The sequence below is a fragment of the Streptomyces sp. NPDC102490 genome (assembly GCF_044765285.1).
Classification (GTDB): Bacteria; Actinomycetota; Actinomycetes; order Streptomycetales; family Streptomycetaceae; genus Streptomyces.
In genome coordinates, this window is sequence record NZ_JBIWJU010000015.1 from 37,539 (window position 1) to 62,318 (window position 24,780).

Genomic DNA, 24,780 nt, shown 5'->3' on the forward strand with positions numbered 1-24,780 from the left:
GTTGCACAAGACTGTGTTTGGGCAGGCCAGGACGGGTGGAGACGGTCCTCTGGTCATGATGCGAGGGTGAGGTTGTGCATGTGGGCACGGCCTGGACGGCGTGGTGGAGGCCGTCGCCGCGTGCCGGCAGTCGCGGAGGATCTTGTAGTTCTTCATCCGGCCGATCACATGCTCCCCCCTTGCACGGACCTAGCGGTGGCGATCACCAGGCGGGTGTCGGCGTCTACGATGACCTGCACGTTTGCCGAGAAGCGGTAGTTGCGTGACGAGGAGTCGGCCTTGCGGTCACGGACGGGGACGAGGGTGCCGTCTACGATCCAAAACCCGTCGGCGGCATCGGTGGTGGCCCGGGACGGCTCGAGCGCGATCAGTGGACCGAGCCGTTGGATCACTTGTCCGTTGATACAGCGGAGTTGGGCGTCGCGGTCCAGGTGCTAGTTGCCCTCGATCGTCTTGGCGTTGGCCTGCAGGCAAGCCTTCCTCGCGCAGCAGGTCGCCGACGGCGTCCGCCGAGACACGGTGGCCCTGCCGGGTGAGCTCGGCGGCGAGTTCGCGTGTCGACTTCGTCGTCCAGCGCAGCGGCGACGTCGCGTCCCCGCGCGTGTCCGGCTCGACCAGCGTCAACAGTGCAGGTCGCAGCCGCGGCCCCACCTCGGCGGCCCTCTCGCCCGCTGCCGGGGCGGCAGACCCGACCCAGTGGCTCCGCGCCCCTTCCAGCTCGTCGACGCCGTTGCGGACTGTGGTCTCGCTGACCTCGGCCGCCCGCGCGACGGCCCGGATCCCGCCGTGTCCCAGGATCCGGGCCTAGGCAGGTGCGGGAACAACACGTCGAACGTCAGGGCAAGTTGGTCACGGATCGACTCGGAGATACGAGTACCACATCAACGAGCCACAAGACCGAAAGCAACACGTTGATTCTCTGCGAGCCCTTATCCATAGGGGAGGGAGCAGGGTTTTGGATGCCGGTCGTGATGACGGCCAGACCGAGCCGAAGTCGCTGCTCCACGTAAGGGTGGGGCGCTTCTTCTGCGACAGTCCAGGATGCAGGCCCGGTGCGACGGTAGTCGCTCCCCGCCGAGTATCCGTTTCGAGGCTGCGGGCCATGACGCGGCGGTCAGACCCTTGGGCGGCCCACCATCGATTGCCTCGACGCGAGCGTGTGGGGACTCGTCGAGTTCATCGCGTGACGCCGTCCCGAGCCGGGGTGGGGGGGGGGGGGGGGGGGGGGGGGGGGGGGGGCGGGGGGGGGGGGGGGGGGGCGGGGGGGGGGGGGGGGGGGGGCGGCCCCGCGGCCCCCCCCCCCCCCCGGGGGGGGGGGGGGGGGGGCGGGCCCCCCCCCCCCCCCCCCCCCGCCCCCGCCCCCCCCCCCCCCCCCCCCCCCCCCCCCCCCACTCCGGCTCGGGGGCCTCAGCAGGTCTCGCGAACGTACGTGCTACTTCCCTTCGGTGACACGTCCATGTCCCGCTGCACGATGCTCAGCGTGTCGGCGAACTGTGCGCAGGCGTCGCGGAGGCCTTCGGCGGTGTACTCGATGACGATCACGTTGTTCCCGAAATCGGCCGTGTAGTCGCCGCATTCCTCCCATTCGCCACATTCCTCGGCGACCGCGAAGTCGAGCCCGTTCTCCACGCGGTTGCCGGAGAGCTCAACGGTGTTCTTCTGGCCGATGGCCATACCGTCGGCGTGCGCACGGGTCGAGAGCAGCTTGATGTAGGCCTGGGCGTCGGCCTCGTCCAGCAGGTTCTTTGACCGGGTGAAGCTGTCGAAGTTGTCCGGTTCGATGGCTTGGAAGCCCTTGTCCCCGCACTGGTCGATCCATGTACCGACCTTCGCGGCGATGCGCTGGCGCTTGTCCGCTGTACGGGTGTCGAGGATGGCTTCCTTCCATTCGCCGTCGTAGACGATGTTCCCGCTCGCGGCGCGAACCAACTCGGTCCCCGGTCCCTCCTCCGCCAGGGGCGGATCACCACCGTCGGGATCGAGGCAGCGGGCCGGCTCCACCCATCCGTCGAGCGAGTCGGGCAGGTCGGGCGGCGCACACTGCGGGACGTGGTCGAGCTTCAGCAGTAGGCCGTCAGAACGCGGTGCTGGCCTGCTGACGGGGGCCGGCAGCTTGGCCAGCCAGAGGTGCTCACGACTGCGGTCGTCACGCTGTCGCTGATGGCTGCTGTGGACCATGTCGCGCAGGAAGTTGACCAAGCCTGCTGTTTGCCCGATCACGTCGGGGTCACTCGCGTGGCGTCGCGGATCCTTCACCGTTCTCCTCTCGGCTGCTGACGAACGTTTCAGGATGAGTGTCGACAAGGGACCCAACAAGGCGCTCTACGCAACATGACCGGATTTGTTTCACAGTCCCGCTGCCGCGGGCATGCCGAGGGGCTGGATGCGGAGGTGTCGAACGGTTTGGCGGCTGTACTCCACGGCGCTCCGACGGGTGCCTATTTGCAGGCTGGAACCGGGTGTGCCCGCTCGGGAGTTACGGTCATCTACTCGTCTGTGAAGTGCCTGCGCATGCGAACGGAGCGGACGGCTCAAATCGAACGATGGCCGGATACAGTGCAAACCGGACGTCCGCCGCGCATACACCGGTCGGCACGTCCTCCTCGAACCCGACGGCCTGATCCCCGCGCCCCTCGTCCCCCCGGGGCACCGCTGGCGGGTGGACAGCGACGGCATCGCCTGGAACCCAGCCCTGGACGAACCGGCACCGGGCACCGCCTGCCGTGTCCCGCACCTGATCGCTTGCTCGGGAAGGGGTGATCCCGGAGAGTGTGCTGATGCCCGCCATCCAGCGGGTGCGCGCCAAGCAGGGGAAGTTGCTCAGGGCGGAGCCGATCGCCCAGCAGATGGTGCAGGACAAGGTCCGCACGCGCGGTGCGTTCACCGACCTTGAGCGGGAGTGGACGACGTGGCAGCCCACCGACCCGGACTCGCCCGGCCGTATCGACTCCTCGTGCGTGCAGATCTACGGCCTGATCCCGGAAGCCAACCAGGGCGCCATCGTCCACCCGCCGCTCCCGCAGGCCCCGCAGCCGGGGCAGCTCGGCCGCGGTGGTGCGGTGAATGGGCCAGCGTCCGCGTACGGCCGGCGAATTGGGTGACCGTGACCGATTCTGCATCGTGTTCGATATACGCTTGTAGTCCGTACTCGATACATGGTTGACTCGGCGTATGCCGAACATCAGGCTCACCAAGCCGACCATGGGGGTCATGAGGGTGCTCCTCGACGCAAAGCCCGACGCGCCTGCGTGGGGCCTGAGCATCTGCCGTGACGCTGATCTGGGCCCGGGCACCGTCTATCCGATCCTCGATCGCCTGCTGGAACGCGGCTGGCTCAGGAGCTGGGAGGAAACGGGAGCCCACCCGGGGCGACCGGCCCGCCGGTTCTACGAGTTCACGGGCGTCGGGCGCGCCCAGGCGCTGGCAGCACTCGAAGCCCGAAACGCGCGTCGCGCCCGCTTCAGCCTGCGCCCTGCGGGTGGTGAAGCATGAGCGAGCCCAACCCGGAAGAGGCCCTCCCGGATGCGCTGCGGCACCTGGGAGATCGTCTGGCCGCACTCGTGGACGGAGAGCTCGGGACGGACGCCCGCGAGCGGGTACTCACCCACCTGGCGACGTGCCCCAAGTGCAAGGCAGAAGCCGACGCGCAGCGACGCCTCAAAGCGATCTTCGCCGAGGCCGCTCCGCCGCCCCCCAGCCAGGCGACCGTCGCGCGGCTGGAAGCAGTCATCGCGACGAACACCCTTGAGGTGGGACTGGACCAACGTGCGCGGCCCGCGCCGAAGCCGCGAGCGGAACGCTGGGCATCCTTCGCGGCCAGGATCGCAGGCGATCGGCGTGCCATGAGGTCCGCGTGGCTGGCCGACCTCCACGGCAGCCCTGAAGACGGCGTATCCCTCACGCCCTGGCAGCAGCGGCGATACGCGCTCGGGGTCCTCGTGGCCGCCCTCCGGTTCTTTCTGAGGGACAGCCTCGGGCGCCTGTGGCGTCCCGTCGACTGGGTGCTCGGCACACGGAACCGCCGGGAGACGTTCATCGGGCTGCCACCGGCACTGCTCGTGCTCTACATCGCGAAGCACGACGGGCTGCACACTCTCCTGACGGAGGGATGGGGCTGGGTCGGCGGTTGCGGCATCGCCATGTTCGCCCTTGTCCGTTGGCTTCAGCGAGTCCGAGGGATCGAGCTGGCCGACAGCGCTACGCCCGAAAGCGAGTAGGCGCAGCAGCGTCGCCGGCCAGCTGGTGGAGAAGGCGCTCCCCGCCCTGGGTCCTTCAGTGCGGCCCGGCGGCGGGCAGGGTCTCATCCAGCGGACGTCTCACCCATTCTCATGCGCTGGCCCCGTGCCTGCCGGACCATGGCACCTTCGTAGGTACGGGGCCACCCGCTCAGGCCGCCGCTAGGCCAAGACCGGGTGGCGTCAGCGGCAGCGTTGGCTGCCTGCCGTAGTGAGGCCAGCGCTCGCTCGACCGTTGTCGCATCAGGGCAGGGAATCCCCAGCGCGCGGAGAGCGTCATCCCCCGAGGGCTGAGGTGGCGCCTCACGCAGGACAGTCAGGCTCGGGTTCTGGAGGTCGAGGTTGAACAGCACGGCCGTCTTCCAAGTGACGGCACCCCACGTCAGCCCGAACCACTCGCTTTGCACAAAGCCGGTGATGTGCCATTCGACGGAGGCGGTGCACCATTCCTGCTTGCCGATGCGGTAGGCGCGAATGTCATCGGCTGAGCCGAGGTCCGCTTCGACCGTCTGCCAGTTCCTCGCCTGTTCGATGACCGTCTTGCCGTCCGACACTGGAATTGCGCACTGGAAAGTCGGATCGAAGGGGGCGGGAAAGACTACCTCGGCGGTCTCAGCCATATCCTGTAGAACTGCCGCAGAGCCTAGGATCTCGGCGACTAGGCCCTCGTCGACCTCTGCTGGCTCGGTGAAGTGGCTTGCCACCTCGTCCAGACTGGTCATGAGAATGAACCGGTCGGCCACGCCGGCGTCGGCGATGTCCTTATTCATCGGGTACGGGTACGAGGTGCCGTCGCCGAAGTCCTTCGTGTTCGCGCTGACGAAGAAGACGGTCTCGTCGGGGTGTTCCTCGGCGTACTCCACGGCGGACAGCCAGATTGCGGCATCCCGCGAACCGGTCTTCTGACCCTTCGACTCTTTGCACGGCGGCAGCCGGTTGGCCTCCCGGTAGATCGCCTGCCGTAGGGCCTCGTCGCTAGGGGGTGTCTGACAGGCAATTTCGGTCTGATCAGCGAGATTCGGCTGAGCTGGCAATCCGGAGGTGCGCCGATCGGCATGGGGGGACTGGGCAGTGGCTACGAACGGCGGGCTAGTAGATGGGTGTCGAAGAAGCCCCGATCAGAGGATGGATCGTGGAGCAGCCGGGCGAAGGGATCGAGCCCAGCATCGCCCAGCAGTTCGGCGAGGCGATCCACCGGCCAGCTGTAGGCGGGCGCCACCTTGTGGTCGAACCGGACCGGTACTTGTCCGTCGATCCCGAAGAAGGAGACCAGGAGCAGACCGGTCGGTGCCAGGACGCGTACCTGTTCGGCGAGCAGCTCCCGTAGTTCCCCCGGAGGGGTGTGAATCATTGAGTAGTGGGCCAGCACGCCGCCGAGCGCGGCGTCCTCGATCGGCAGGGATTCCATCCGCGCCTCTTGGAAGCGCAGCGCCGGATGGGCCTGCCGGGCGTGGTCGACCATGCCGGGGGCAAGGTCTAGTCCGAAGGCGTCCAGGCCGAGTTCGTGCAGCATGGCTGTCAGATGTCCGGGCCCGCACCCGACGTCCGCTGTCCGAAGGTTGCCCGTCGCGCGCACCAGTTCGGCGAAGGTGCCGATCATGGCCCGGGAGAAAGGCTGTGTTTCCAGCCGGTTTGCGAACAGCGATGCGTACAGCTCGACGACACCGTCGTAGGCCGTCCTGGTCTCGTCCAGATGATTCGCCACGGACAGGACTCTATAGCCGGTCTGATAATTGATCTTGTGGCAGGTCGAGGTGAGTTGACGGATGCGGCATGGAGGCGGATAGAGCCTCTTTTGCCTCAGGTGGACGGACGGGGCCGTCCGTGGCGTGATCACCGGCAGGTGGTCAACGGGGTGCTGTGGCGGCTGCGGACCGGGGCTCCGTGGCGGGATCTTCCCGACCGGTTCGGGCCGTGGCAGACCGTCTACGAGCGGTTCGCCCGCTGGGAGGCGGACGACACCTGGGCACGGTTGCTGGAGCACGTTCAGGTCCGCGATGACGTGGTGGGCCGGGTGGAATGGACCGTCTCCGTCGACTCCACCATCAACCGAGCCCACCAGCACGCAGTCGGCGCCCGCAAAAGGGGGATGTGAACGGGGACGAACTGGAAGATCCGGGCCGCTCGCAGGCGCGCCAGGCCCTCGGCCGCTGCCGAGGCGGACTGACCACCAAAGTCCATCTCGCCGTCGATGGCCGGGGCCTGCCCCTGTCGATTGTGCTCACGCCCGGCAACGTCAACGACGCGACGGCGTTCGGCCAGGTCCTCGACGGCATCCGCACCCCGCGCCTCGGCACGGGCCGCCCGCGCACGACACCGGACCGTGTGCTGGGTGACAAGGCGTATTCCAGCAGGGCCATCCGCCATCTGCTGAGGCGCCGGGGTATCGCTGCCACGATCCCCGAGCGCCGCGACCAGGCGGCGAACCGCCACCGACGCGGAGCCCTCGGCGGCCGGCCGCCGACCTTCGACAAGGTCACCTACCGCGACCGCAACGTCGTCGAACGATGCTTCGCCCGCCTCAAGCAGGTCCGCGCGATCGCGACCCGGTTCGACAAGCTCGGCGACCGCTACCGTGCCGGAGTTGTCCTGGCTTCCTTGATCCTCTGGCTCCGCGAGTCCACGGGGTAATCATTTGTCAGACAGGCCCTAGCCCCGGTCGAATGAGTTGTCGTACCACTCGATGGTGGTGCCGATGAGGGACGCGGCGACGATGCGCTTGAGGTTGTTCGGGGCTGGTGGAGCGGCTGCGGGCGACGACATCGGCACCACTTCCTGGGGATCTGCGGGGACGGTTGCGTGTCGCCACACCGTAGGAAGGCGCAGGTCAGAGGCGTATGTGGTGGGACACCATAGTTCGCAGGCGAGCTATGCGCGCAGTCCCCATGCGTCCGCAAAGCGCACCCCAGCCGTTCGTCTGGCAGGCACCCACGAAGACTAGCCACGTCCACTGTTGGGAGGTGGACGCTCGAAGGACCGCGGAGCGTGTCCTTCAACGCTCCCGCACCCCTGCCACCCACGCCCGGCACCCATGAGTGCCGGGAGCTGGCGCAGTGTCAACCCGGCTCTTCGCAGTTGAGGGTGCAGCGCCGAGAACATAGAGCTGTCGGACGATTGGAGGTGAGTCGTCAGGAGGTGCGAGAGGCGTAGTTCTCGCGGTTTGCGAGGACCTCGGCCATGTGTGTCTGCGCCCAGTTCCTGAGCCCGCGCGTCATGTGATGGAGCGAGAGGCCGAGGTCGGTCAGCTCGTAGGAGACGGTGACAGGGACGGTTGGCGTCACGGTACGGGTGAGCAGACCATCCTGCTCCAGCGACCGTAGCGTCTGGGTCAGCATCTTCTGGCTGACCCCGGCCAGAAGACGAGAGATCTCGGAGTAGCGCATCGCCTTCGGAGTGTCTGCGTGTGCTGCGCCGGGCTGGCCAGGGTTGTCGTCGCCGCCCAGCGCACACAGGACCAGGACGACCCACTTGTCCGAGATTCGGTCGAGCAGCTGCCGACTGGGGCACCCTGCCAGGAACGCGTTGTACTGCTCCTTGGCCTCAGCCCTCTTCTGAGCCGCCTTCGTCGTCGTCACTGATCGCACCTCTCACCGATGGGTGGGTTACGCACTCCAAAGTGCCTACTTCCCGACAGGAAGTTCCTCTCCCATGCTGATGCAGGGAGGCAGCAGGCGCCACCCCTCGAGTTCGCACGACGAAAGGCAACAGGATGAGCACACCCCCCTTCTCTCTTCCCGGCGGCACCTGGACTCTGGGTGACCTGACCGTCACACGGTTCGGCTACGGCGCCATGCAACTGGCCGGCCCGGGGGTCATGGGGCCGCCCACCGATCGCGAGGGTGCCCTGGCCGTTCTGCGTGAAGCGGTTGACCTCGGTATCACCCACATCGACACCAGCGACGCCTACGGGCCGCGCGTCACCAACGAGTTGATCCGCGAGGCACTGCACCCCTACCCCGAGTCGCTGCACATCGTGACCAAGGTGGGCGCGACCCGCGACGAACAGGGTGGCTGGCCCACGGCCCGGCGACCCGAAGATCTACGCCGCCAGGTCCACGACAACCTCAAGTCCCTCCGGCTCGACGCACTCGACCTGGTCAACCTCCGACTCGGCAACGCCGAAGGTCCCCAGCCCGGCTCCCTCGCCGACGCGTTCGCCACGCTCGTGGATCTCCAGCAACAGGGCCTCGTCCGTCACCTCGGGGTCAGCAACGCCACCGAGGAGCAGATCTCCGAGGCACAGAGCATCGCGTCGATCGTGTGCGTGCAGAACATGTACAACCTCGCCCACCGCCACGACGACAAGCTCATCGACCGGCTCGCCAGCGAAGGCATCGCATACGTGCCCTTCTTTCCCCTCGGGGGCTTTACCCCGCTTCAGTCCTCGGCTCTCTCGGCGGTCGCCGCTCGACGGGAGGTGACACAGATGTCCGTCGCGCTTGCCTGGCTGCTGCAGCGATCACCGAACATCCTGCTCATCCCCGGCACGTCATCGACAGCGCACCTGCGCGAGAACATCGCCGGCGCGGGACTCTCCCTGACGCATGAGGACTTGACCGAGCTGGATGACATCGGCCGCTGAATGCCCCGTAGCCGAACGGCCCACAAGCCGCTGGCCGTCCGAGAGTTCTGTGACGCCGAATCGGGTTCGCTACGACTTCGCGTGCCACTGCCAGTGGGTGCGCTCGTACATCGGCTCGAAGCCGGCGCGCAGCATGTTCTGCAGGGACGGGTTGTGCTCGCCGGGGCCTTCCGCGCCGGTCTCCGCGACGATCCATCGGCAGCCTGCGGCTGCGGCCGCGTCGAGCCGGACGGCCAGGAGCGCGGACTGAGCGCCGCGCCCGCGTGAGTCGGGGGCGGTGGCCCCGGCGAACATGTGGGCGCATTCGCCGTTGAGGAACACGCTGCCGACCGCGACGATCCGCTCGCCCTCCCAGATCGCGTACTGTCGCCAGTTCGCTCTGCCCACGAAGGACGCGGCCATCTCGATCATGTTGGGGGCGGTGAACCCGAAGGTGGTCTGCATGACGGTGGCCCACTCGTGGCCCTGCTGGGCATCGACGACGCCGACCCGCCAGCCGGGGTCCAGCGCCGGGTGTCCCTGGATGGCGGGCGCCGCTTCGAGGTCACGGCCCAGCTTGACGAACCGGCTGCCCTCGGTGAGACCCAGCTTCGAGGCGGTGGTGGTCCAGTCCGGCGGCAGGAGGTGCGGTGCGATCATGAGCGAGCCCTGAGTCACTCCCTGCGCCCGGTAGAAGTCGCCTACCTGGGTCAGGTCGTCGACGGTGACCGGATGCTCGGTGCCGAGGCCGCCTGCTCGGTTGAAGAAGTGGCTCGGATCCTCGCGGATGGCCAGTGCCCGTATCGGGCCGGCGTGGAGGGTGGCGAGCCCCAGGCTCTCCTGCACGGATGCGGGTGCGCTGGTCGCGAAGTCGGTGTAGGCCATGATCTCGGTCAGCTCGGCAACGCCTGGGGGGACGGTGGTTGTCATGGGCGGTCCTTCTTCTTTCGTGTGGCGGTGCCGGTAACGACGGGGGCAGGCCGGACTGGGGTGCCGAAGCCCCCGTCGCCCGGTCCTTCCAGGCGAGCCCATCCCCAGCGGGAGGCAGCGAAGGGTCAGCGGGCGAGGGAGACGGCGAAGGAGGTGAAGCCGTTGCGGCGCAGGATGTGGGGGACGACGAGGATCATGGCTTCGGTGGCGCGGGCGGTGGTGATGTCGCCGAGGTCCTCGATCCACGCGGGTTCCCAGCCCAGGTCACCGAGGAGGCCGGTGACGGTCTTCTTGGCCTGTTCGCTGTTCCCGGAGAGGTAGGCGGTGGGCGGGGTGGCCAGCATCCGTGGGGCGGTCATGACCATGAACAGCATAGTGTTGAGGGTCTTGACGACGTGCGTGTCGGGCAGGGCGGTCTGGAGCTGTTCGGCGAGGCTGCTGCCGGGGTAGCACAGCTCGCCGGGCAGGCCGTCGGCGGCCTCGCGGGTGGCGTTGGAGACATCGATGAGGATCTTGCCCCGGAGTTCGGCCCGTAGAGCGGTGAGCCGTTCCAGGGTGCTGCCGCCGGGGGTCGCGTTGATCACGACGTCAGCGGTGCGGGCGGTGGTCGCGTGGTCTGCGTAGCGGATGGCGGTTGTCCCTCCGGGCGGCCGGCTCGTCTCGTCGCCGTTCCTGCGTCGGCCGAGGACGACCTGGTGTCCCGCTGCGGCGAGGGCGTGGGCGAGGTTGGTGCCGACGCGGCCGGCGCCGAGGATGCCAAGGGTGGTCATGAGGGGGCTCCTTGTGAAGGCGGGCGGTTCGGGGTGGGGGTGGGGCCGGTCAGATCGCGGACAGGACGTTCAGCGCCGTGGTGTGGATGCCGGGGGCGGCGGCCAGGAAGTCGCGGCTGCCCGCCTTCCAGGGCTTGCCGTCCAGGTCGGTGACGGTGCCTCCGGCCTCGGTGACCAGCAGGGCGCCGGCGGCCAGGCCGGAGCGGACGTCGGAGAACTGCCAGAAGGCGTCCATGCGTCCGGCGGCGACGTGGATGAGCTGCAGGGTGGCCGGGACGGAGACCCGCACGACGAGGCCCGCGGTGAGCATGGCGGTGACCGACGCGCCGATCCGGCGGAAGGTGTCGGTGCTCTCGCCCGGCCGGGCCTGCCCGGTGCCGATCAGTGCGGCGCCCAGGTCGTCCTTGGCCGACACGGTCAGACGGCGGCCGTTGAGGTGGGCGCCGCCACCGGCGGTGGCGGTGTAGGTGTCGCCGGTCAGCGGGAGGTGGACGACAGTGAGGACCGGCTGGTTGTCGCGCACCAGGGTGGCGGTGACGGCCCAGTCGGGCATGCCGTGGACGTGGTTGATGTTGCCCTCGGCCGGATCGCAGACCCACCACTCGCCCGGCGGCAGCGCCCCGCCCGCCAGTTCGTCCGCCACCCACCGCGACCCCGGCCGGAGCTTGAGCAGCCGCTCACGCATCACGGCGAGGACCGCGTCGTCATTGGCGTGGATCTCGCCGACGACCTCCTCCAGGCTCACGCCCCGGGCATGGGTGGTGTAGCGCTCCCGCAGAGTGACTCCGACTTCCTTCATCACGGCGGTCACCGCGGACAGAAGCGTGGCGTCGAGGTCAAAAGGCATGGCTGTGGTCATGGCGGGCTCCCTCGAATCGGTGGAAGCGGGGCGATGGGGAGTGCTTCCCTTGGCCCCGCACCTCGAAGGTAGAAGCCCCGGGCATTAACAACAAGTGCATGCTTTTCACTCCTATAGTTACTGGCATGCAACTGGATTTGAACCTGCTCACCGCCCTGGACGCACTACTGGAAGAGGGCAGCGTGACCGGGGCCGCAGCCCGCCTGCACGTCACCGCACCCGCGATGAGCCGCTCGCTGGGCCGCATCCGCAAGGCCACCGGCGACCAGATCCTGGTCCGCACCGGACGCCACATGACCCCCACCACCCGCGCGCTGGCCATGCGCACCGAGGTCCACGCCCTGGTACAGCAGGCCCACCGCCTGCTGTCGGCTCAGACGGAACTCGACCTGGCGACACTGGAGCGGGTGTTCACCGTCCGCTGGCACGACGCCCTCGTCACCACGTGCGGGACCGCCCTGATCGCCGAAGTCCACCGCCACGCCCCGGGGATACAGCTGCGGCTCACCGCCGAGCCCGGCGACGACACCCCCGAACTGCGCCGCGGCGAGGTCGACCTCGCCTCCAGCGCCGGCCCGCCGTCCCTGCCCGACATCCGCCACCGCCTCATCGGCCGCGACCAGCTCGTCCTCACTGTCCGACCCGGCCACCCGCTCACCGAACAGCCCGTGACCACCGCGAGGTACGCCGCGGCCGACCACCTCACCGTCTCCCGGCGCGGACGCCTGCGCGACCGGATCGACGACGCCCTGACCGACCTCGGCCACGAACGCCACGTCATCGCCTCAGCCCCCACCACGGCCACCGCACTCCAACTCGCCCACGACACCGACCTCGTGGTCACCCTCCCGGACGCAGCCACCCGCTCCTCCCGGCACCAGCTGGGCCTGACCACCCTGCCGCTGCCGCTCGAACTGCCCAAAGTGCCCCTCCACTTGCTCTGGCACCAGCGCCACGACAACGACCCCGCCCACACCTGGCTGCGCAACCTGGCGACACAGACCCTCCAGTCCCTGTTCACCTCGCCGGACACCCCAGAGCAGTAGCGTCCGCCTTTGGGTGCCGTTCGCGGGCCGGTGCCAGACGCCGTCGTCCCGCTGGAAGCCACTCTCCGCGAGGGTGGTGTGCGCCCACGGGTACTGCTCGCCCGAGGCGATGGCGACGATGTCGGACTCCCGGCCCAGCTTTCCGCGCCCCGCGAGTGCCGCCTTCGACAGCCGACATGAGCAGAGCGCACGAGAGGGTCTCGCCCATCCGTCGCTCTGAGTACGGCAGGCTGCTGACGGCCATTGAGGGCGGGTGGCGCTGCGCTCGGATGCGTTCTGCTGTGCGCTGTGCCGTCCCGCAGAAAGGGCATTGGTCGAGCGGCAGTTGGGGTGGGAGAACTACGAGTGTCGCCACGATCGCCCGTTTCAGAAACCGGCGATCGTCGTCTGTGTTCCCTCGGTGATTCGGAGTGGGCACGGTCGCGGAGGCGAGGCGAAGGCCGCTGGAGGCCGGCGTTTTACCTACGTGCCCTTCCGCTGTGGCTGCTGTGGCCGTGAATGGGCTCGGTGCCAGGACGGTCGCGGAGCCGCAGGCTGATCAGCGCGGTGATCGTGAAGGCGGCGACCTGGTAGAGCATGGCGTGCCGGAACGCGGTGTCCGCATCAGCGGCGGGGGCGTAGTAGGCGAGTCCGGCTGCGGTCACTCCGACGGATCCGCCGAGCTGCTGTGCGGTGGGCAGCAGGCCGGAGACCGAACCGGCGGCGGGGCCGTGCACCTGGGCCAGGACCAGGGTGAACACCGACGCGGTGAAGGCACCGAACGCGGCTCCGCCGACGGCCAGCACGGGCAGTGCCGCCTGGCGTCCCGCCGCCGAGCCGACGAGGGGGGCCAGCGCCAGGCACATCCCGGCGAGGATCAGGGAGGCGACGGTGAGCACCGTCGGCCCGTGCCGGCGGGTGAGAGCGGGCGCGGCTCTGCTGCCGACGACGGCGCCGGCGGCGAACGGTGCCGACGCCAGTGCGGCCGCCAGGGCCGAGTACCCGACAGCGGACTGAAGGTGAAGGAAGAGCAGATAGGTGAAGGAGGGCACGCCCGTGTTGAACACGAACACCAGCAAGGTGCCCCTCCGCGCCGACCGGTCACGCAGCACCGCGGGATGGATCAGCGGATCAGGCCGGTGCGGGAGGCTCCGGACGAAGTGGCCGAGCGCGGCCACAGCCACGACGAAACCGGCCCACGTCCACCAGGGCCAGCCTGCTTCCCGCCCCAGCGCCAAGGGCAGGACCAACGCACCGGCTCCTATGGTGACCAGCAGCGCACCCAGCTTGTCCACACGGAGTCCGTCCGCTCCGCGGGTGCGGGGCAGCGCGGTCGCTCCTGCCAGCGAGGCCAGCGCCACCGGCACGGTGAGGAGCATCACCGGCCGCCAGCCGAAACCGAAGAGATCGGCACTGAGGACGAGTCCACCGACCAGCGGCCCGGCCAGTGACGCGACGGCCATGGTGGCGCCGTACAGGCCGAAGGCGCGCGGCCGGCGTGTTGCCGGTGTGGCGGCCTGGATGAGCGACAGGACCTGGGGGGCGACCAGACCGCTGCCCGCGCCCTGCACCAGCCGGGCAATAATCAGCGATGCGGCGTCGGGGGCACACGCGCCGGCCAGCGAACCCGCGGTGAAGACCACAGTGCCCGCCACGAACAGCCGGCGGTAGCCGTACCGGTCGCCCAGCCGTGCGGCGGGGATGAGCAGGCACGCGTACGTCAGGGTGTATCCGGCGAGGACCAGTTGCACGGCGCCGGGACCGGCGCCCAGGCCGGTCTGTATCGCCGGCGCGGCCACCTGGGCGACAGTGACGTTGAGAAGTTGCACAAAAGTGGCGCTGAGCACCACCGGCAGCACGAGGCGTCCGCCGCTCACGGCAGCAGAGCCGCGGCGAGCTCACGGGGCCGGGCGGCGAACGGGCTGTGGCTGCCCGGGAGGGTGCGCACGGTGAACGGGTTGCCGGGCATGGCCCGATCGGCCTCCGCGATCATCAGATCCTGCACGGCCGTCGGCAGCGCCCGATCGTCCGCGCAGCGCAGGAAGGTCCGCGGGACGCGCCCCCAGCGTTGTGGAGTCACGGTGACCGGGGTGGTCGGGATCGCCAGCGGCAGATCGGGGCTCAGTGCCGAACGCCAGCGGTCGAAGCGGTCCGGAGCGGTGTCGTGGTAGTGAGTCTGCCGCAGTTCCTCGATGTAGGCGGGATCCTGCGAGAGCGGGTTGATCCGCACGGCGCCCAGCTCTGCGGGGTCACCGAGACCGAGACCCTGGCCTCGCGCGGTGGCGTTCTCGGGCGAGCCGAGATAGTCGAAGAACCGGGGCCGTCCGGCGGGCACGAAGGCCGAAAGGTAGACGATCTCGTTGACGAGTTCGGGGGCGCGCTCGACGGCCAGTGATGCGGGGCCGCCGCCCGCGCTGTGCGCGACAAGCACGACGCGACGGTGGTGGCGGGCCCGGCGCAGCGTGTCAAGGACGGCCTCGGCGCTGTCGTCCATCGTCACGGTGGCGAGCGCGGACTTCTCGGTCAACAGGCCCGGCTGGCCCGGCTGGAGGTACCCGGTGGGCAGTGGCGCGTCGAAGCCGTGCCCCGGCAGGTCGATGGCCACGCTCGCGGCACCGAGTGCGACGAGTGCGCGCTGCGTCGCCGCCCACTGTCCGGAGCCGTGCCAGGCGCCGTGCACGAAGACGAAGACGGTGTCCGTGGAGGAAGAATCGGTCATGACCGCATTCCACGCGACCCGGCCCCGATCATCCAGTGAAAGATCTGACAGGCTGTTCCACGATACATACGAGATATGACTGGGAGGCTGCCATGGAGGCGCGGCACCTGCGGTATGCACTGACCCTCGCGGAACACGCACACTTCGGCCGGGCGGCCGGTGCGCTGGGCATCGCGCAGCCTCCGCTGTCCAAGCAGATCGCCGACCTGGAACGGGAAGTGGGCGCCCGCCTGTTCGATCGCACCCGCCAGGGGGTGTTTCCGACGGCTGCGGGCGCGGCCTTCCTCTCCAGGGCGCGCAGGGCGCTGGACGAGATCGCGGCGGCCTCGGTCGACGCAGCCAGGGCGGCACGCGGCGAAACGGGACGGCTGCGCCTGGGGTTCATTGCCTCGGCGCTGCTCGAACCCCTGCCGGACGTCCTCGGCCGGTTCGGCCGCGAACGGCCCGACGTGCGGCTGGAACTGCACGAGATGGCGACCAGGCGCAGCACGGCCGCGCTCGTCGCCGGCGAACTGGACGTGGCGATCGGCCTCGGCCGGCCCGGGGGCGTCGGGGCCGAGCAGCTGGTATCGGTCCCGATCGGACACGATCACCTGGTCGCGGTCGTGAGCAGCACGCACCCGTACGCGGGTCAGTCGTCGGTGGACGTGGACCGACTGCGGCGACAGCCGCTGATCGTTGCGCCGGGGGAGGACGAGCCGGCCGTCGCCACCGGGCTGCGGACCCTCCTGGGCAAGGACTCCCCGGCGCTCTCCGGCGCGACCATCGCGAGGGACATCCACACCATCATCGGCCTCGCCGCCTGCGGGGTGGGCGTCGGTCTGGGACCCTCTCGCATGCTGACGGCCCCACGACGGGGCACGTGGTTCTGCGAGGTGACCCCGCGCACGCCTCTGCCCGATCTGGTCCTGTCCTTCAGCGCCCGGGACCGTTCCCCGGCGCTGGACGCCTTCCTCGACGTCATCCGAAAGAACTGCCCCGAGGTCGGCGCCGCGCTCGACCACCGGCTCGGCCCACTCGGGCCTCAGAAAGAGAGCGACCGCGACTCGACCCCTGCCTGACTTCGCCCAGCCGGACGACGAACTCGTCCTCGATGTCCAGGAGCCGGGTCCAGGTGCGAAGCGTGCGCACCGCTGCCGGCGCCCGTGAGGGGGCTGTTCGGCGAACACGGTCAGGCGGGGAATGTACAACTTGGCGCTCGCCACGTCGTACGACCACGGCTTGTACGGCTCGCGGGCCGCCGCGGGGAGCCCTTCGGTCTCGGTGTAGTCCGAGACGGACATCGCGTACAGCGGGCCGTCCTCGACGGTGTCGAGCAGGCGCCGGTCCCGGTGGGCGTTGGCCTGGTTGTTGTTCTGGAAGAGCGGGTGATGACGTCGCGGGCCTGGGCGGGGCCGTCTTTGCCGGCGCACCGGGTGAGGCCAGGGCGAGGCAGGGGGCTCCGGTGAGCAGTGGGAAGGGGCGGGGAGCGGTGCGGATAGGGGACTCCAAGGATCTGCTGGGCGGGAGGGGGGCAGCGAGTGCGGAGGCTCGTGGGTGATGCCGGGGGAAGGGACGGTGCCCGAGTGGGGGCGGAGAGGGCCCGTGGCGCGGGCGTGAGCGGGGTGGCCGCCCGCATCCGATCCTCGGTTACGTGCAGGGCCTCGCCGAGATGACGGATCTCGGCGGCAGCGTCGGTGTCATCCCCGAAAGGATCGACCAGATCAACGGCCGCATCCGCCGGGGGGGGGAGAGCCTCTGCCGGCTCGACCGGGCCGCCTACCGACGCCGCAACGTCGTCGAGTGCTGCTGCCACAAGCTCAAGCACAACAAAGCCCTGGCCACCCGTTACGACAAACGCGCCCGCCACTACGAAGCCCTGGTCACCATCGCCTGCCTACGAATCTGGCTGCCCTGACGTTGCGGACACGACCTAGCGAGGCCACGCCCTGACACCACCATCGGGTGACGCGGCTCAACCAGGCGAGTGACGGCGGCCGTCATGGCCCGCTGCCGGGCGGACCGGCCCTCGAGGATCGGAGTCGCCGTCGTCTCCGGCGGATTGTGCATCGACCACGTCTGTGCCGTGCGATCGGTTTTCGACCACGGCTGTTCGAGGAGTCACCGCCATGCGTTCACGCTTCCTGTCCGTCCTGGCCGCCGTCGTCGCGGCCGCCGCGGCACTCGCTCAACCCGCCCACGCCGCCCCGCTCGTCGACGGCGTCTACCGCTTCGCGGCGCTCCAGGACGGAAAGTGCCTGGTGTGGCCCAAGACGCACGCGAACATCGGCGTGGTGTCCCTGGGCGCCTGCACGGACGGCGCGTCGACCTCGGCGAACTGGCAGGTACGGCAACGCCCCAACGGAACCATGGAAGTCTCCACACCGGGCTCGGACCCGCGCACCTGTCTGATGGTGACGTCGCAGCACACCGTGTCGGTGAGCAACTGCAACGACAAGTACGCCGAGTGGACCGTCTCCTACGGCTCCGCCGGGCCCGGCAGCGTGGTGTGGGCCGACATCGAGCACACGCCCGCCGACCGGTCCGGCTCGTACGGGAAGCTGGTGGACGATCCCGGTGTGACCGCCCGGCTCGTGGTGCGGCAGGCCCCCATCGAGCCCCACTACTGGGAACTGCAGCCGGCCGGTTAGAGCCCGCCGCCTGAGGGCTACCGCCAGTCGGCAGAAAGTAGAACCTAGTGCCGCATCAGACAAGGTTCGCCATGTGGCGCCGCTGGAGATCTCTTCGAATCTCCCGGGCCCGCGGCAGCCCCATCCCGGCTGTCGCCATGCACCCTCTGACCTGGCCTTTTGTCATCCTCGCTCCTATGATCGACATCGGTCGAAAGGGGGGCCGGGTGGACCGGACCGTACGCACCGTCGAGGACGTTCTCGCGCTCTTGGACGGGCTCTTCGCATCTGAGTCCGAGGCCGGCCGCTTGGCGACGGGCGACGGTAAGGGCTTCTGGGACCGCTTCTATGCCGACCGGTCAAAGCCGGTTCCGTTCTTCGTGTCGAAGCCGGACGAGAACCTGGCCGCCTACCTCGACCAGGGCCTGATCGCTCCCGGCCGGGCCCTGGACCTGGGATGCGGGCCGGGCCGCAACGCCGTGTACCTCGCCTCGCGCGGTTTCGACGTGGACGCCGTCGACCTCTCCCCGGCGGCCGTCGCCTGGGGTGAGAACCGGGCTCACGAGGCTGGAGTCGACGTCCGTTTCCTGTGTGGTGACGCTTTCACTCTCCCTGCTGACGAGTTGAGCGGCCCGTATGACCTGGTCGTCGACTCGGGATGCTTCCATCACCTGCCGCCGCACCGCCGGGTCAGCTACCTGGCCCTCCTCGACCGGGTCCTCGCCCCTGGCGGCCTTCTCGCGCTCACCAGCTTCGCTGCCGGCGAGGGGGGAATGGGGTCGGAACTCACGGATGCGGACCTTTACCGTGAGCGCAATTTGCAGGGCGGCCTCGTCTACACTCCCGAATCGCTGCGCTGGATCTTCTCTGACCTGGTGGAGGTGGAGTTGCGCCGCATGCGGGAGGAGCCCCCTGAGTCGGCACTGTTCGGCGTGACGTTCCTGTGGGCAGCGTTGTTCCGTCGTGGTGCGGCCGCCTCAGGCGATGTTCGCCCTGTTCACGACCGCGCGTAGGCGCTCGTCCTGGGCGTGCTTGTTCCGCCAGATGAGGTAGCGGCGGATCAGGCTGCCCCGGGCCCGTGGCGCGTAGTTCGACCTCATGTGCGCGGGGGAGCGCGGTCAGTCTGTGGTGAAGCTGGGCAGTGCCGTAGCGGGGTAGCGGCTGCCTGCCGAGCCGTGGGGAAGGATCTCAGTGATGCGGGCCAGATCGGCGGCGGAGAGCTGGACGTCGATGGCGTGGGCGTTCTCCTCGAGGCGCTTGGTGCTGCGGGTGCCGGGAATGGGGGCGACGTCCTCGCCCTGGGCGAGCAGCCAGGCCAGCGCGAGCTGGGCGATGGTGATGCCCCTGGCGTCGGCCAGATCCTTGAGCTGTGCGGTGGCGTGCAGGTTGTACGTGTAGTTGTCGCCCTGCCAGCGCTCGTCCCAGCTGCGCATGTCGTCCGCGGGGTACTCGCCGGCCGGCTTGGCCTGACCGGTGAGGAAACCGCGGCCGAGCGGGGAGTAGGGCACCAGGCCGATGCCGAGTTCCCGCAGGACGGGAAGGATCTTCTCCTCCACCTCCCGCTCGAAGACCGAGTACTCGTACTGGAGCGCGGAGACCGGGGTGACGGCGTGGGCGCGGCGGATGTACCGGGGCCCGACGTTGCTCAGGCCGAAGTACCTCACCTTGCCCTCGGTGATCAGGTCGCCGACCACGCCGGCGACCTCCTCGACCGGAACGGTGGGGTCGGAGATGTGCTGGTAGAAGAGGTCGATGTGGTCGCTCCGCAGGTGGCGCAGGCTGTTCTCGGCGACCTTGCGGATGTTTTCCGGGCGGCTGTCGAAGGCGGAGCCGAGCGGCTGGGCGGTCATGTCGAAGCCGAACTTGGTGGCGAGGACCACCTCGTCGCGGAAGTCCTTGACCGCCTCGCCGAGGAGGATCTCGTTGCTGCCGGTACCGGCGCCGTACAGCTCGGCGGTGTCGAAGAAGTCGATCCCGACTTCGTGGGCGCGGCGGACGGTCGCGATGCTCTCGTCCTTGTTCGAGGCGCCGTAGGCCATGGACATGCCCATGATGCCCAGGCCGAGCGCCGAGACGCGCAGACCCTGAGAGCCCAGAGTGCGGTGCTGCATGAGTTCACTCCCTCAGTGGTTCGCCGGTTCCGCCCCGAAGGAGCCAAACCGAACTGTTCTGTTTGACTCTACGGGTCGACCGTCCCGATGCCAAACCAAACGGTTCGGTGCTCTATTCTGGGGCCATGCCCCAGTCCCGCGACTCCGGCCGGACCGCAGCGCGCGCAGCCGCCGCCGGCGGTGACACCACGCGCGAGCGGATTCTCACCGCTGCCATGGAGGAGTTCGCCCGCCACGGCATCGCCGGCGCCCGCGTGGACCGCATCGCCAAGCTCGCCAGGACCAGCAAGGAACGCGTCTACGCCTACTTCCGCGGCAAAGAAGCGCTCTATGCCGACGTGGCCGCACGGGAGTACGTCGTCATCGCCGAGGCCACCCAGATGGACCCGACCGACCTCCCTGGCTACGCGGGCCGCCTGTTCGACTACTTCGTCGCCCGCCCGGACCACCACCGCCTGATCACCTGGGGCCGCCTCGAACTGCCGGGCACCGCAGCCGTTGCCGACGATCCCACCCAGGCGGTGATCGCCCGCAAGGTCGACCAGCTCCGCCAGGTGCAGCAGGCGGGACAGCTCGACCCCGCCTGGGACCCGGCCGACGTCCTCGCCCTGGTCAATCAGATCGCCACGACCTGGGCGGCACAGCCCGAACTCGGCGAGGCCGCCGCCGCACACGCCGCGGACCCCACCATCGCCGCCCGCCGCGCGGCGGTGGTGACTGCTGTCGAGCGGCTTTTCCCGCGGGCGCGCTGAGGCCCCGGAACACGCCAGGACGTCGAGGGCGCCGACGTTGTCGGGGCGTAGCGTCCCGCCCGTCGCGATTGGCTGCCGACTTGCCCCCGTGTGCTAGACAGGGAGTAACCAAAGGGGCACTTTGCAGCAGCTCACGCTCGGAATCATGTCGCAGACCCGCAAGGAAAACGAGCATCGCCTGCCCGTTCACCCCGCTCATTTCGACCGCATCGACGCCGGTCTCCGCAAGCGCATCTACCTCCAGGAAAACTACGGAGCACACTTCGGCGTCCCGGACAGTCGGCTCGCCCCGCTCGTCGCGGGCTTCCGCACGCGCGAGGAGCTCATCGCCGACTGCGATGTCATCCTGCTGGCCAAACCACTCCACGAAGACCTGGCGGAACTGCGCGAGGGCCAGGTCTTGTGGGGCTGGCCGCACTGCGTCCAGGACGAGAGACTCACCCAGACCGCCATCGACCGGCGGCTGACTTTGATCGCCTTCGAGGCGATGAACCACTGGACCCGCAGCGGCGCCTTCAACCTGCACGTCTTCCACAAGAACAACGAGCTGGCCGGGTACTCCTCGGTCCTGCACGCCATGCAACTGGCCGGCGTGACGGGCGACTACGGGCGGCGGCAGCGCGCGGTCGTCATCGGCTTCGGCGCGACCGCCCGCGGCGCGGTGACCGCGCTCAGCGCCCTGGGCGTGCACGACGTCGACGTGCTCACCGCGCGTGGGGTGACGGCCGTCGGCTCTCCCATCCACTCCGCGCGGATCGTCCACTTCGACCACGACAAGGCCGACGACACCCTCGACCCGCGGCGCAGTGTCGCCCTCACCGAGGACGGCCCGCTGCCGCTGGCCGAGTTCCTCGCCGGGCACGACATCATCGTCAACTGCGTGCTGCAGGACACCGACGCGCCGCTGATGTTCCTGATAGACGAGGACCTGCCCAAGCTGGCCCCCGGCACCCTGGTCATCGACGTCTCCTGCGACGAGGGCATGGGCTTCGACTGGGCCCGGCCCACCAGCTTCACCGACCCGATGTTCACCGTCGGCGACCACGTCAGGTACTACGCGGTGGACCACAGCCCTTCCTACCTGTGGAACTCCGCGACCTGGGAGAACAGCGAGGCCCTCCTGCCCTATCTGGACGTCGTGCTCCAGGGCCCCGACGGCTGGGACACCGACGACACGATCCGGCACGCCATCGAAATCCGCCGCGGCGTCGTCCAGAACCCCAAGGTGCTCGCCTTCCAGCACCGCGGCGCCCCGTACCCGCACGCCCACGAGGAGACCCGGACGGCCTCGCGGCGCTAGCCGGCGGGCCTCTCAAGTCTTCGGCGCCGTCCGGTCGGTACCGGTGTCGATGAGGATCTGTTCGGCTTGCGTGAAGTTGTCGGCGCGGACGGCCTCCGTCATCGCGGCGCGTGCCGCCTCGGGCGTCGCGTGCGGCGGGATGACGAGGAGGGAGAAGTGGTCCTGATCGCCCCTGGTGACGAGGACGGTGTCGTCGCCGACCGGGAAGGAGTCGATATGGACGACGCGGTTGTCGACGATCAGCCGCGTGGGCAGCGCGTCCCAGGCCCCGGCGTCCAGGCCGACGCGGGTGAGCGGCCCGAGGTGTTCGGTCAGTGCGGAGATCAGGGCCGGAAGCTCGGCCGCGACATCACGAGAGCACGGCCACCACGCTCCGTCGAGCACACCCCGGCGGTCCTGCGTGGTCCGCAGCCGTACGACAGCCGTCCCCGGCTTCACCGCCTGGTGGGCGGCGTCCGGCAGGAGCCTGGTCACGCGCGGGGGGCCGGAGTCGGACATGGCGCTCGCCTCTCTGCGAGAGGTACGGAGTGGCTTCCTCGTTTCACGGTACTCCGCGGCCCTCAGCAGTCGGAAAGCCCGCTGGTCGCACGGGCCGGAGTAGGGTGAAAGATCCAGTCCGCGGATCCACGCCCACGAGGGAACGGTCGACATGAAGCCCCAGGAAACTCCCCCGGACGGACATGCCGACGTACGCATCGTCGCCGCTTCCCCCGAGGTCGCCCGTCGGGTCGCGGAGGTTCTCCGTCACTGCTTCGCCACCACGGAACAGCGCAGCTATCCCGTGGACGTCGAGGGAGGGACCCGCCTCGAACTCACCGTGGACACCACCAGCGCGGCAGAACCGGCGCGGTCCTGGCTGGAGACCAGCCGCTCCTCGGGCCGGGACGGCCGCCGGAGTGAGGGGTAGGAATCGCGCCAACCTGCGCCGGCGGCCGCTGCGTTTCGATCCGTCCGACTACCGCGAGCGCCATGCTGTCGAGTGCCGGCTCAGACGAGGTGCTTGCTGAAGAACTCGACCAGCTTGGCGACGGCGGGAGTCACGTACTGGTCGCGGTCGTACAGGTCGACGTGGGTGGCGCCGTCGACGAGGAACAGCTCGGCGTTGCCGGGGCTGTCGGCGACGGCCTTCTCCGAGAACCCGCGGGTCACCGCCTCGGTGCCGGCAATCATGAGCAGCGGACGAGGCGCGATCTTGGCGACGTCGGCGAAGGAGTCGAACTGGTCGAGGAGGTCCGCGCTGCGCACGACCACGTCGCCCGTGGAGCGCGGGTGCCTGCCGCGGGGCGTCTTGTAGTAGTCGATGAACTCGGCCGTCGGGGCGGGGGTGTCGGCCTCGGCCTTCTCCGGCAGCGCGGCAAACGTTGCCGCGGGCTCACCGGCGGCCTCGGCGCTGCGCAGGTTCCCGGAGTTCGCCACCATCTGCTGCCAGCCCTCGGGGTCGGCGCCGCGGAAGAAGCTGGGCACATCGGTCCCGGAGACGCCTGCCACGGCCTTCATACGGTGGTCCGTCTGGGCGGCGTAGGACACGTAGGCGCCCGAGCCGCACACGCCCATCACGCCGATGCGCTCCGGATCGATCTCGGGACGCGTGGTGAGGTAGGAGACCGCCGCGCGGAAGTCCTCGGCGCGCTGGAAGGGGTCCTCCAGGCCGCGGGGCATGCCCTCGGACTCGCCCTGGAAGGCGGCGTCGAAGGTCAGGACGGCGAAGCCCTCCTCGACCAGGCGGGCGGCGTACACCGCCGATGACTGCTCCTTGACCCCGGTCGTCTGGTGGCCGACGACAAGGGCGGCGAGCGGGCCGTCGCTGCCCTCGGGAAGGTAGAGGTGGCCGGCGAGCTGCAGGCCGTTGGTCGGGAAGCGGACGTCAGTCCTCATGTTCTGCTCCTGGGCGATCACTGCCGGCCGGCGATCTGCGGGCCTGGATCCACTGTCCGGCCGACGGCCGAGGCTCGGGAAGGTCGGGCTGCTTCCTAGGAAGGATCTGTCCCAGGCAGAGCTTTTCCCCCGGTGCCATGCTGGGGGAGTGACTGGTTCCACGCACCTTCGTGAACTCGGTGAGTTCCTCAAGCATCGCCGTGGGGAGCTCACACCGGCGCAGGTCGGGCTTCCCGAGCGCACGCACACCCAGCGCCGTGTGCGGGGGCTGCGCCGGGAGGAAGTGGCTGAGCTCGCCGCGATCAGTACCGACTACTACGTACGCATCGAGCAGGGCCGGCTGGCACCCTCGCCGCCGGTGCTCGAGTCCCTCTCGCGGGAGCTGCGGCTGGACGGCGACCAGCGGACGTACGTGGAAGGGCTGGTCGACCAGGCCGCGCGGGCCGGACACCGCAAGACATCGCGTCGGTCCCCCCGCCCCAGAGTGCACCCGCACCTGACCCGGCTGCTCGGCCAGCTCACCAGTACACCCGCCATCGTTTTCGGCCCACGCCTCGACATCCTCGCGTGGAACCCGCTGGCAGCGGAGCTGCTGTGCGACTTCGCGGCTGTGCCCGAGGCGGAGCGCAACTACGTCCGCATGGTCTTCACCGACCCGGTGATGCGCGACATCTACCCGGAGTGGGAAGACGTGGCCCGCACCTGCGTCGAAGTGCTGCGGATGGAAGCCGGAACGAACCCGACCGATCCGGCCCTTACCGCTCTTGTGGGCGAACTGGCCGTGGCCGACCAGCATTTCCGGGTCTGGTGGGCCGAGCACCGCGTCGCGCACCAGGACTTCGGCAGCAAACGCATTGCCCACTCCCTCGTCGGCGAACTCACCCTCGACTGGGACACCTTCCGCTACGCCGGTGCACCGGAGCAGCAACTCGTGCTCTGGTCGGCCGAACCCGGCACCGCAGACGCGGAACGACTGGTCGAACTGGCCCACGGCACGGCCCGGAGCCCGCGACCTTCGTGAGCAACCCTGCGAG

The 24,780-nt window shown here is 69.4% G+C and carries 24 protein-coding genes and 6 pseudogenes; 15 read left to right on the top strand and 15 right to left on the bottom strand.

Annotated elements, in window-relative coordinates; genetic code table 11:
• Positions 1-53: 53 nt before the first annotated feature.
• From ACIRGB_RS30690 to ACIRGB_RS30700, 3 genes and pseudogenes are all read right to left on the bottom strand, one after another.
• A pseudogene (locus ACIRGB_RS30690) lies at positions 54-395 on the bottom strand (hypothetical protein); the annotation flags it as partial.
• Between the two features lie 42 nt (positions 396-437).
• Positions 438-857 (bottom strand): annotated as a pseudogene (locus ACIRGB_RS30695) (ISAzo13 family transposase); the annotation flags it as partial.
• Between the two features lie 550 nt (positions 858-1,407).
• On the bottom strand, positions 1,408-2,256 hold the full coding sequence (locus ACIRGB_RS30700) for an endo alpha-1,4 polygalactosaminidase (RefSeq protein ID WP_403871880.1): 849 nt from the start codon (positions 2,254-2,256) through the stop codon (positions 1,408-1,410).
• Positions 2,257-2,620: 364 nt separating this feature from the next.
• Between ACIRGB_RS30700 and ACIRGB_RS30705 the strand changes: the two genes are divergently transcribed.
• The 4 genes and pseudogenes from ACIRGB_RS30705 to ACIRGB_RS30720 form a co-directional block, all read left to right on the top strand.
• Positions 2,621-2,893, top strand: a complete 273-nt coding sequence (locus ACIRGB_RS30705) for a DUF6083 domain-containing protein (protein WP_403872243.1) — start codon at positions 2,621-2,623, stop codon at positions 2,891-2,893.
• A complete protein-coding gene (locus tag ACIRGB_RS30710) occupies positions 2,778-3,101 on the top strand; it encodes a hypothetical protein (RefSeq protein WP_403871882.1) in 324 nt (107 codons plus the stop codon). The genes ACIRGB_RS30705 and ACIRGB_RS30710 overlap by 116 nt, the downstream gene beginning before the upstream one ends.
• A gap of 70 nt (positions 3,102-3,171) precedes the next feature.
• Complete coding sequence (locus ACIRGB_RS30715) at positions 3,172-3,492, top strand: PadR family transcriptional regulator (RefSeq protein WP_246534307.1); 321 nt, start codon at positions 3,172-3,174, stop codon at positions 3,490-3,492.
• A pseudogene (locus ACIRGB_RS30720) lies at positions 3,489-3,728 on the top strand (anti-sigma factor family protein); the annotation flags it as partial. The gene ACIRGB_RS30715 and the pseudogene ACIRGB_RS30720, both read left to right, overlap by 4 nt.
• Before the next feature lie 572 nt (positions 3,729-4,300).
• On the opposite strand, the gene ACIRGB_RS30725 reads toward ACIRGB_RS30720, so the two are convergent.
• The gene (locus ACIRGB_RS30725) at positions 4,301-5,269 is read right to left on the bottom strand and encodes a PIN domain-containing protein (RefSeq protein ID WP_403871885.1); all 969 of its coding nucleotides are present in this window, start codon (positions 5,267-5,269) and stop codon (positions 4,301-4,303) included.
• A gap of 41 nt (positions 5,270-5,310) precedes the next feature.
• On the bottom strand, positions 5,311-5,940 hold the full coding sequence (locus tag ACIRGB_RS30730) for a class I SAM-dependent methyltransferase (RefSeq protein WP_403871887.1): 630 nt from the start codon (positions 5,938-5,940) through the stop codon (positions 5,311-5,313).
• Positions 5,941-5,976: 36 nt separating this feature from the next.
• On the opposite strand from ACIRGB_RS30730, the pseudogene ACIRGB_RS30735 reads away from it, so the two are divergent.
• Positions 5,977-6,888 (top strand): annotated as a pseudogene (locus ACIRGB_RS30735) (IS5 family transposase).
• Between the two features lie 475 nt (positions 6,889-7,363).
• On the opposite strand, the gene ACIRGB_RS30740 reads toward ACIRGB_RS30735, so the two are convergent.
• A complete protein-coding gene (locus ACIRGB_RS30740) occupies positions 7,364-7,810 on the bottom strand; it encodes a winged helix-turn-helix transcriptional regulator (protein ID WP_403871889.1) in 447 nt (148 codons plus the stop codon).
• Positions 7,811-7,944: 134 nt separating this feature from the next.
• Here ACIRGB_RS30740 and ACIRGB_RS30745 point away from each other — a divergent pair, with 134 nt between their 5' ends.
• Positions 7,945-8,817 (top strand): aldo/keto reductase family oxidoreductase, encoded by an 873-nt coding sequence (locus ACIRGB_RS30745; protein WP_403871891.1) that lies wholly within the window; start codon positions 7,945-7,947, stop codon positions 8,815-8,817.
• A gap of 69 nt (positions 8,818-8,886) precedes the next feature.
• On the opposite strand, the gene ACIRGB_RS30750 is transcribed toward ACIRGB_RS30745, so the two are convergent.
• The 3 genes from ACIRGB_RS30750 to ACIRGB_RS30760 all read right to left on the bottom strand — a co-directional run bounded on the left by ACIRGB_RS30750 (position 8,887) and on the right by ACIRGB_RS30760 (position 11,355).
• Positions 8,887-9,726, bottom strand: a complete 840-nt coding sequence (locus ACIRGB_RS30750; RefSeq protein WP_403871893.1) for a GNAT family N-acetyltransferase — start codon at positions 9,724-9,726, stop codon at positions 8,887-8,889.
• A 125-nt stretch (positions 9,727-9,851) separates the two neighbouring features.
• Positions 9,852-10,496, bottom strand: coding sequence for an NADPH-dependent F420 reductase (locus ACIRGB_RS30755; RefSeq protein WP_403871895.1), 645 nt, complete (start codon positions 10,494-10,496; stop codon positions 9,852-9,854).
• A gap of 49 nt (positions 10,497-10,545) precedes the next feature.
• On the bottom strand, positions 10,546-11,355 hold the full coding sequence (locus ACIRGB_RS30760) for an inositol monophosphatase family protein (protein WP_403871897.1): 810 nt from the start codon (positions 11,353-11,355) through the stop codon (positions 10,546-10,548).
• A gap of 125 nt (positions 11,356-11,480) precedes the next feature.
• Here ACIRGB_RS30760 and ACIRGB_RS30765 point away from each other — a divergent pair, with 125 nt between their 5' ends.
• Positions 11,481-12,401: a LysR family transcriptional regulator gene (locus ACIRGB_RS30765; protein WP_403871899.1), complete on the top strand. Its 921-nt coding sequence runs from the start codon at positions 11,481-11,483 to the stop codon at positions 12,399-12,401.
• Between the two features lie 458 nt (positions 12,402-12,859).
• Here the strand turns inward: ACIRGB_RS30765 and ACIRGB_RS30770 are convergent, their stop codons facing one another.
• Positions 12,860-14,257, bottom strand: a complete 1,398-nt coding sequence (locus ACIRGB_RS30770; protein WP_403871901.1) for an MFS transporter — start codon at positions 14,255-14,257, stop codon at positions 12,860-12,862.
• Complete coding sequence (locus ACIRGB_RS30775; RefSeq protein WP_403871903.1) at positions 14,254-15,099, bottom strand: alpha/beta fold hydrolase; 846 nt, start codon at positions 15,097-15,099, stop codon at positions 14,254-14,256. Before ACIRGB_RS30775 ends, ACIRGB_RS30770 begins: the two co-directional genes overlap by 4 nt.
• 92 nt (positions 15,100-15,191) lie before the next feature.
• Here ACIRGB_RS30775 and ACIRGB_RS30780 point away from each other — a divergent pair, with 92 nt between their 5' ends.
• The 4 genes and pseudogenes from ACIRGB_RS30780 (at position 15,192) to ACIRGB_RS30795 (ending at position 18,721) form a co-directional block, all read left to right on the top strand.
• Positions 15,192-16,160 (top strand): LysR family transcriptional regulator, encoded by a 969-nt coding sequence (locus ACIRGB_RS30780; protein WP_403871905.1) that lies wholly within the window; start codon positions 15,192-15,194, stop codon positions 16,158-16,160.
• A gap of 614 nt (positions 16,161-16,774) precedes the next feature.
• Positions 16,775-16,996 (top strand): annotated as a pseudogene (locus ACIRGB_RS30785) (IS5/IS1182 family transposase); the annotation flags it as partial.
• Positions 16,997-17,207: 211 nt separating this feature from the next.
• The gene (locus ACIRGB_RS30790; RefSeq protein WP_403871907.1) at positions 17,208-17,729 is read left to right on the top strand and encodes a hypothetical protein; all 522 of its coding nucleotides are present in this window, start codon (positions 17,208-17,210) and stop codon (positions 17,727-17,729) included.
• A 206-nt stretch (positions 17,730-17,935) separates the two neighbouring features.
• Positions 17,936-18,721 (top strand): class I SAM-dependent methyltransferase, encoded by a 786-nt coding sequence (locus tag ACIRGB_RS30795; RefSeq protein ID WP_403872245.1) that lies wholly within the window; start codon positions 17,936-17,938, stop codon positions 18,719-18,721.
• Here ACIRGB_RS30795 and ACIRGB_RS30800 read toward each other — a convergent pair.
• A pseudogene (locus tag ACIRGB_RS30800) lies at positions 18,686-18,787 on the bottom strand (transposase); the annotation flags it as partial. The gene ACIRGB_RS30795 and the pseudogene ACIRGB_RS30800 sit on opposite strands and share 36 nt — an antisense overlap.
• A gap of 39 nt (positions 18,788-18,826) precedes the next feature.
• Entirely contained in the window at positions 18,827-19,819 is a 993-nt protein-coding gene (locus tag ACIRGB_RS30805) for an aldo/keto reductase (RefSeq protein ID WP_403871909.1), read from the bottom strand.
• A 125-nt stretch (positions 19,820-19,944) separates the two neighbouring features.
• On the opposite strand from ACIRGB_RS30805, the gene ACIRGB_RS30810 reads away from it, so the two are divergent.
• Together ACIRGB_RS30810 and ACIRGB_RS30815 are read left to right on the top strand one after the other, a co-directional pair.
• On the top strand, positions 19,945-20,571 hold the full coding sequence (locus tag ACIRGB_RS30810) for a TetR family transcriptional regulator (protein ID WP_403871911.1): 627 nt from the start codon (positions 19,945-19,947) through the stop codon (positions 20,569-20,571).
• A gap of 121 nt (positions 20,572-20,692) precedes the next feature.
• Positions 20,693-21,871: a N(5)-(carboxyethyl)ornithine synthase gene (locus ACIRGB_RS30815; protein WP_403871913.1), complete on the top strand. Its 1,179-nt coding sequence runs from the start codon at positions 20,693-20,695 to the stop codon at positions 21,869-21,871.
• A 12-nt stretch (positions 21,872-21,883) separates the two neighbouring features.
• On the opposite strand, the gene ACIRGB_RS30820 is transcribed toward ACIRGB_RS30815, so the two are convergent.
• Positions 21,884-22,369: a DUF5994 family protein gene (locus ACIRGB_RS30820; protein WP_403871915.1), complete on the bottom strand. Its 486-nt coding sequence runs from the start codon at positions 22,367-22,369 to the stop codon at positions 21,884-21,886.
• Positions 22,370-22,520: 151 nt separating this feature from the next.
• Between ACIRGB_RS30820 and ACIRGB_RS30825 the strand changes: the two genes are divergently transcribed.
• The gene (locus ACIRGB_RS30825; protein WP_403871917.1) at positions 22,521-22,778 is read left to right on the top strand and encodes a hypothetical protein; all 258 of its coding nucleotides are present in this window, start codon (positions 22,521-22,523) and stop codon (positions 22,776-22,778) included.
• Positions 22,779-22,858: 80 nt separating this feature from the next.
• Here ACIRGB_RS30825 and ACIRGB_RS30830 read toward each other — a convergent pair whose 3' ends face one another.
• The gene (locus ACIRGB_RS30830; RefSeq protein WP_403871919.1) at positions 22,859-23,746 is read right to left on the bottom strand and encodes an alpha/beta hydrolase; all 888 of its coding nucleotides are present in this window, start codon (positions 23,744-23,746) and stop codon (positions 22,859-22,861) included.
• A 148-nt stretch (positions 23,747-23,894) separates the two neighbouring features.
• Between ACIRGB_RS30830 and ACIRGB_RS30835 the strand changes: the two genes are divergently transcribed.
• On the top strand, positions 23,895-24,767 hold the full coding sequence (locus tag ACIRGB_RS30835; protein ID WP_403871921.1) for a helix-turn-helix domain-containing protein: 873 nt from the start codon (positions 23,895-23,897) through the stop codon (positions 24,765-24,767).
• The last annotated feature ends 13 nt before the right edge of the window (positions 24,768-24,780 follow it).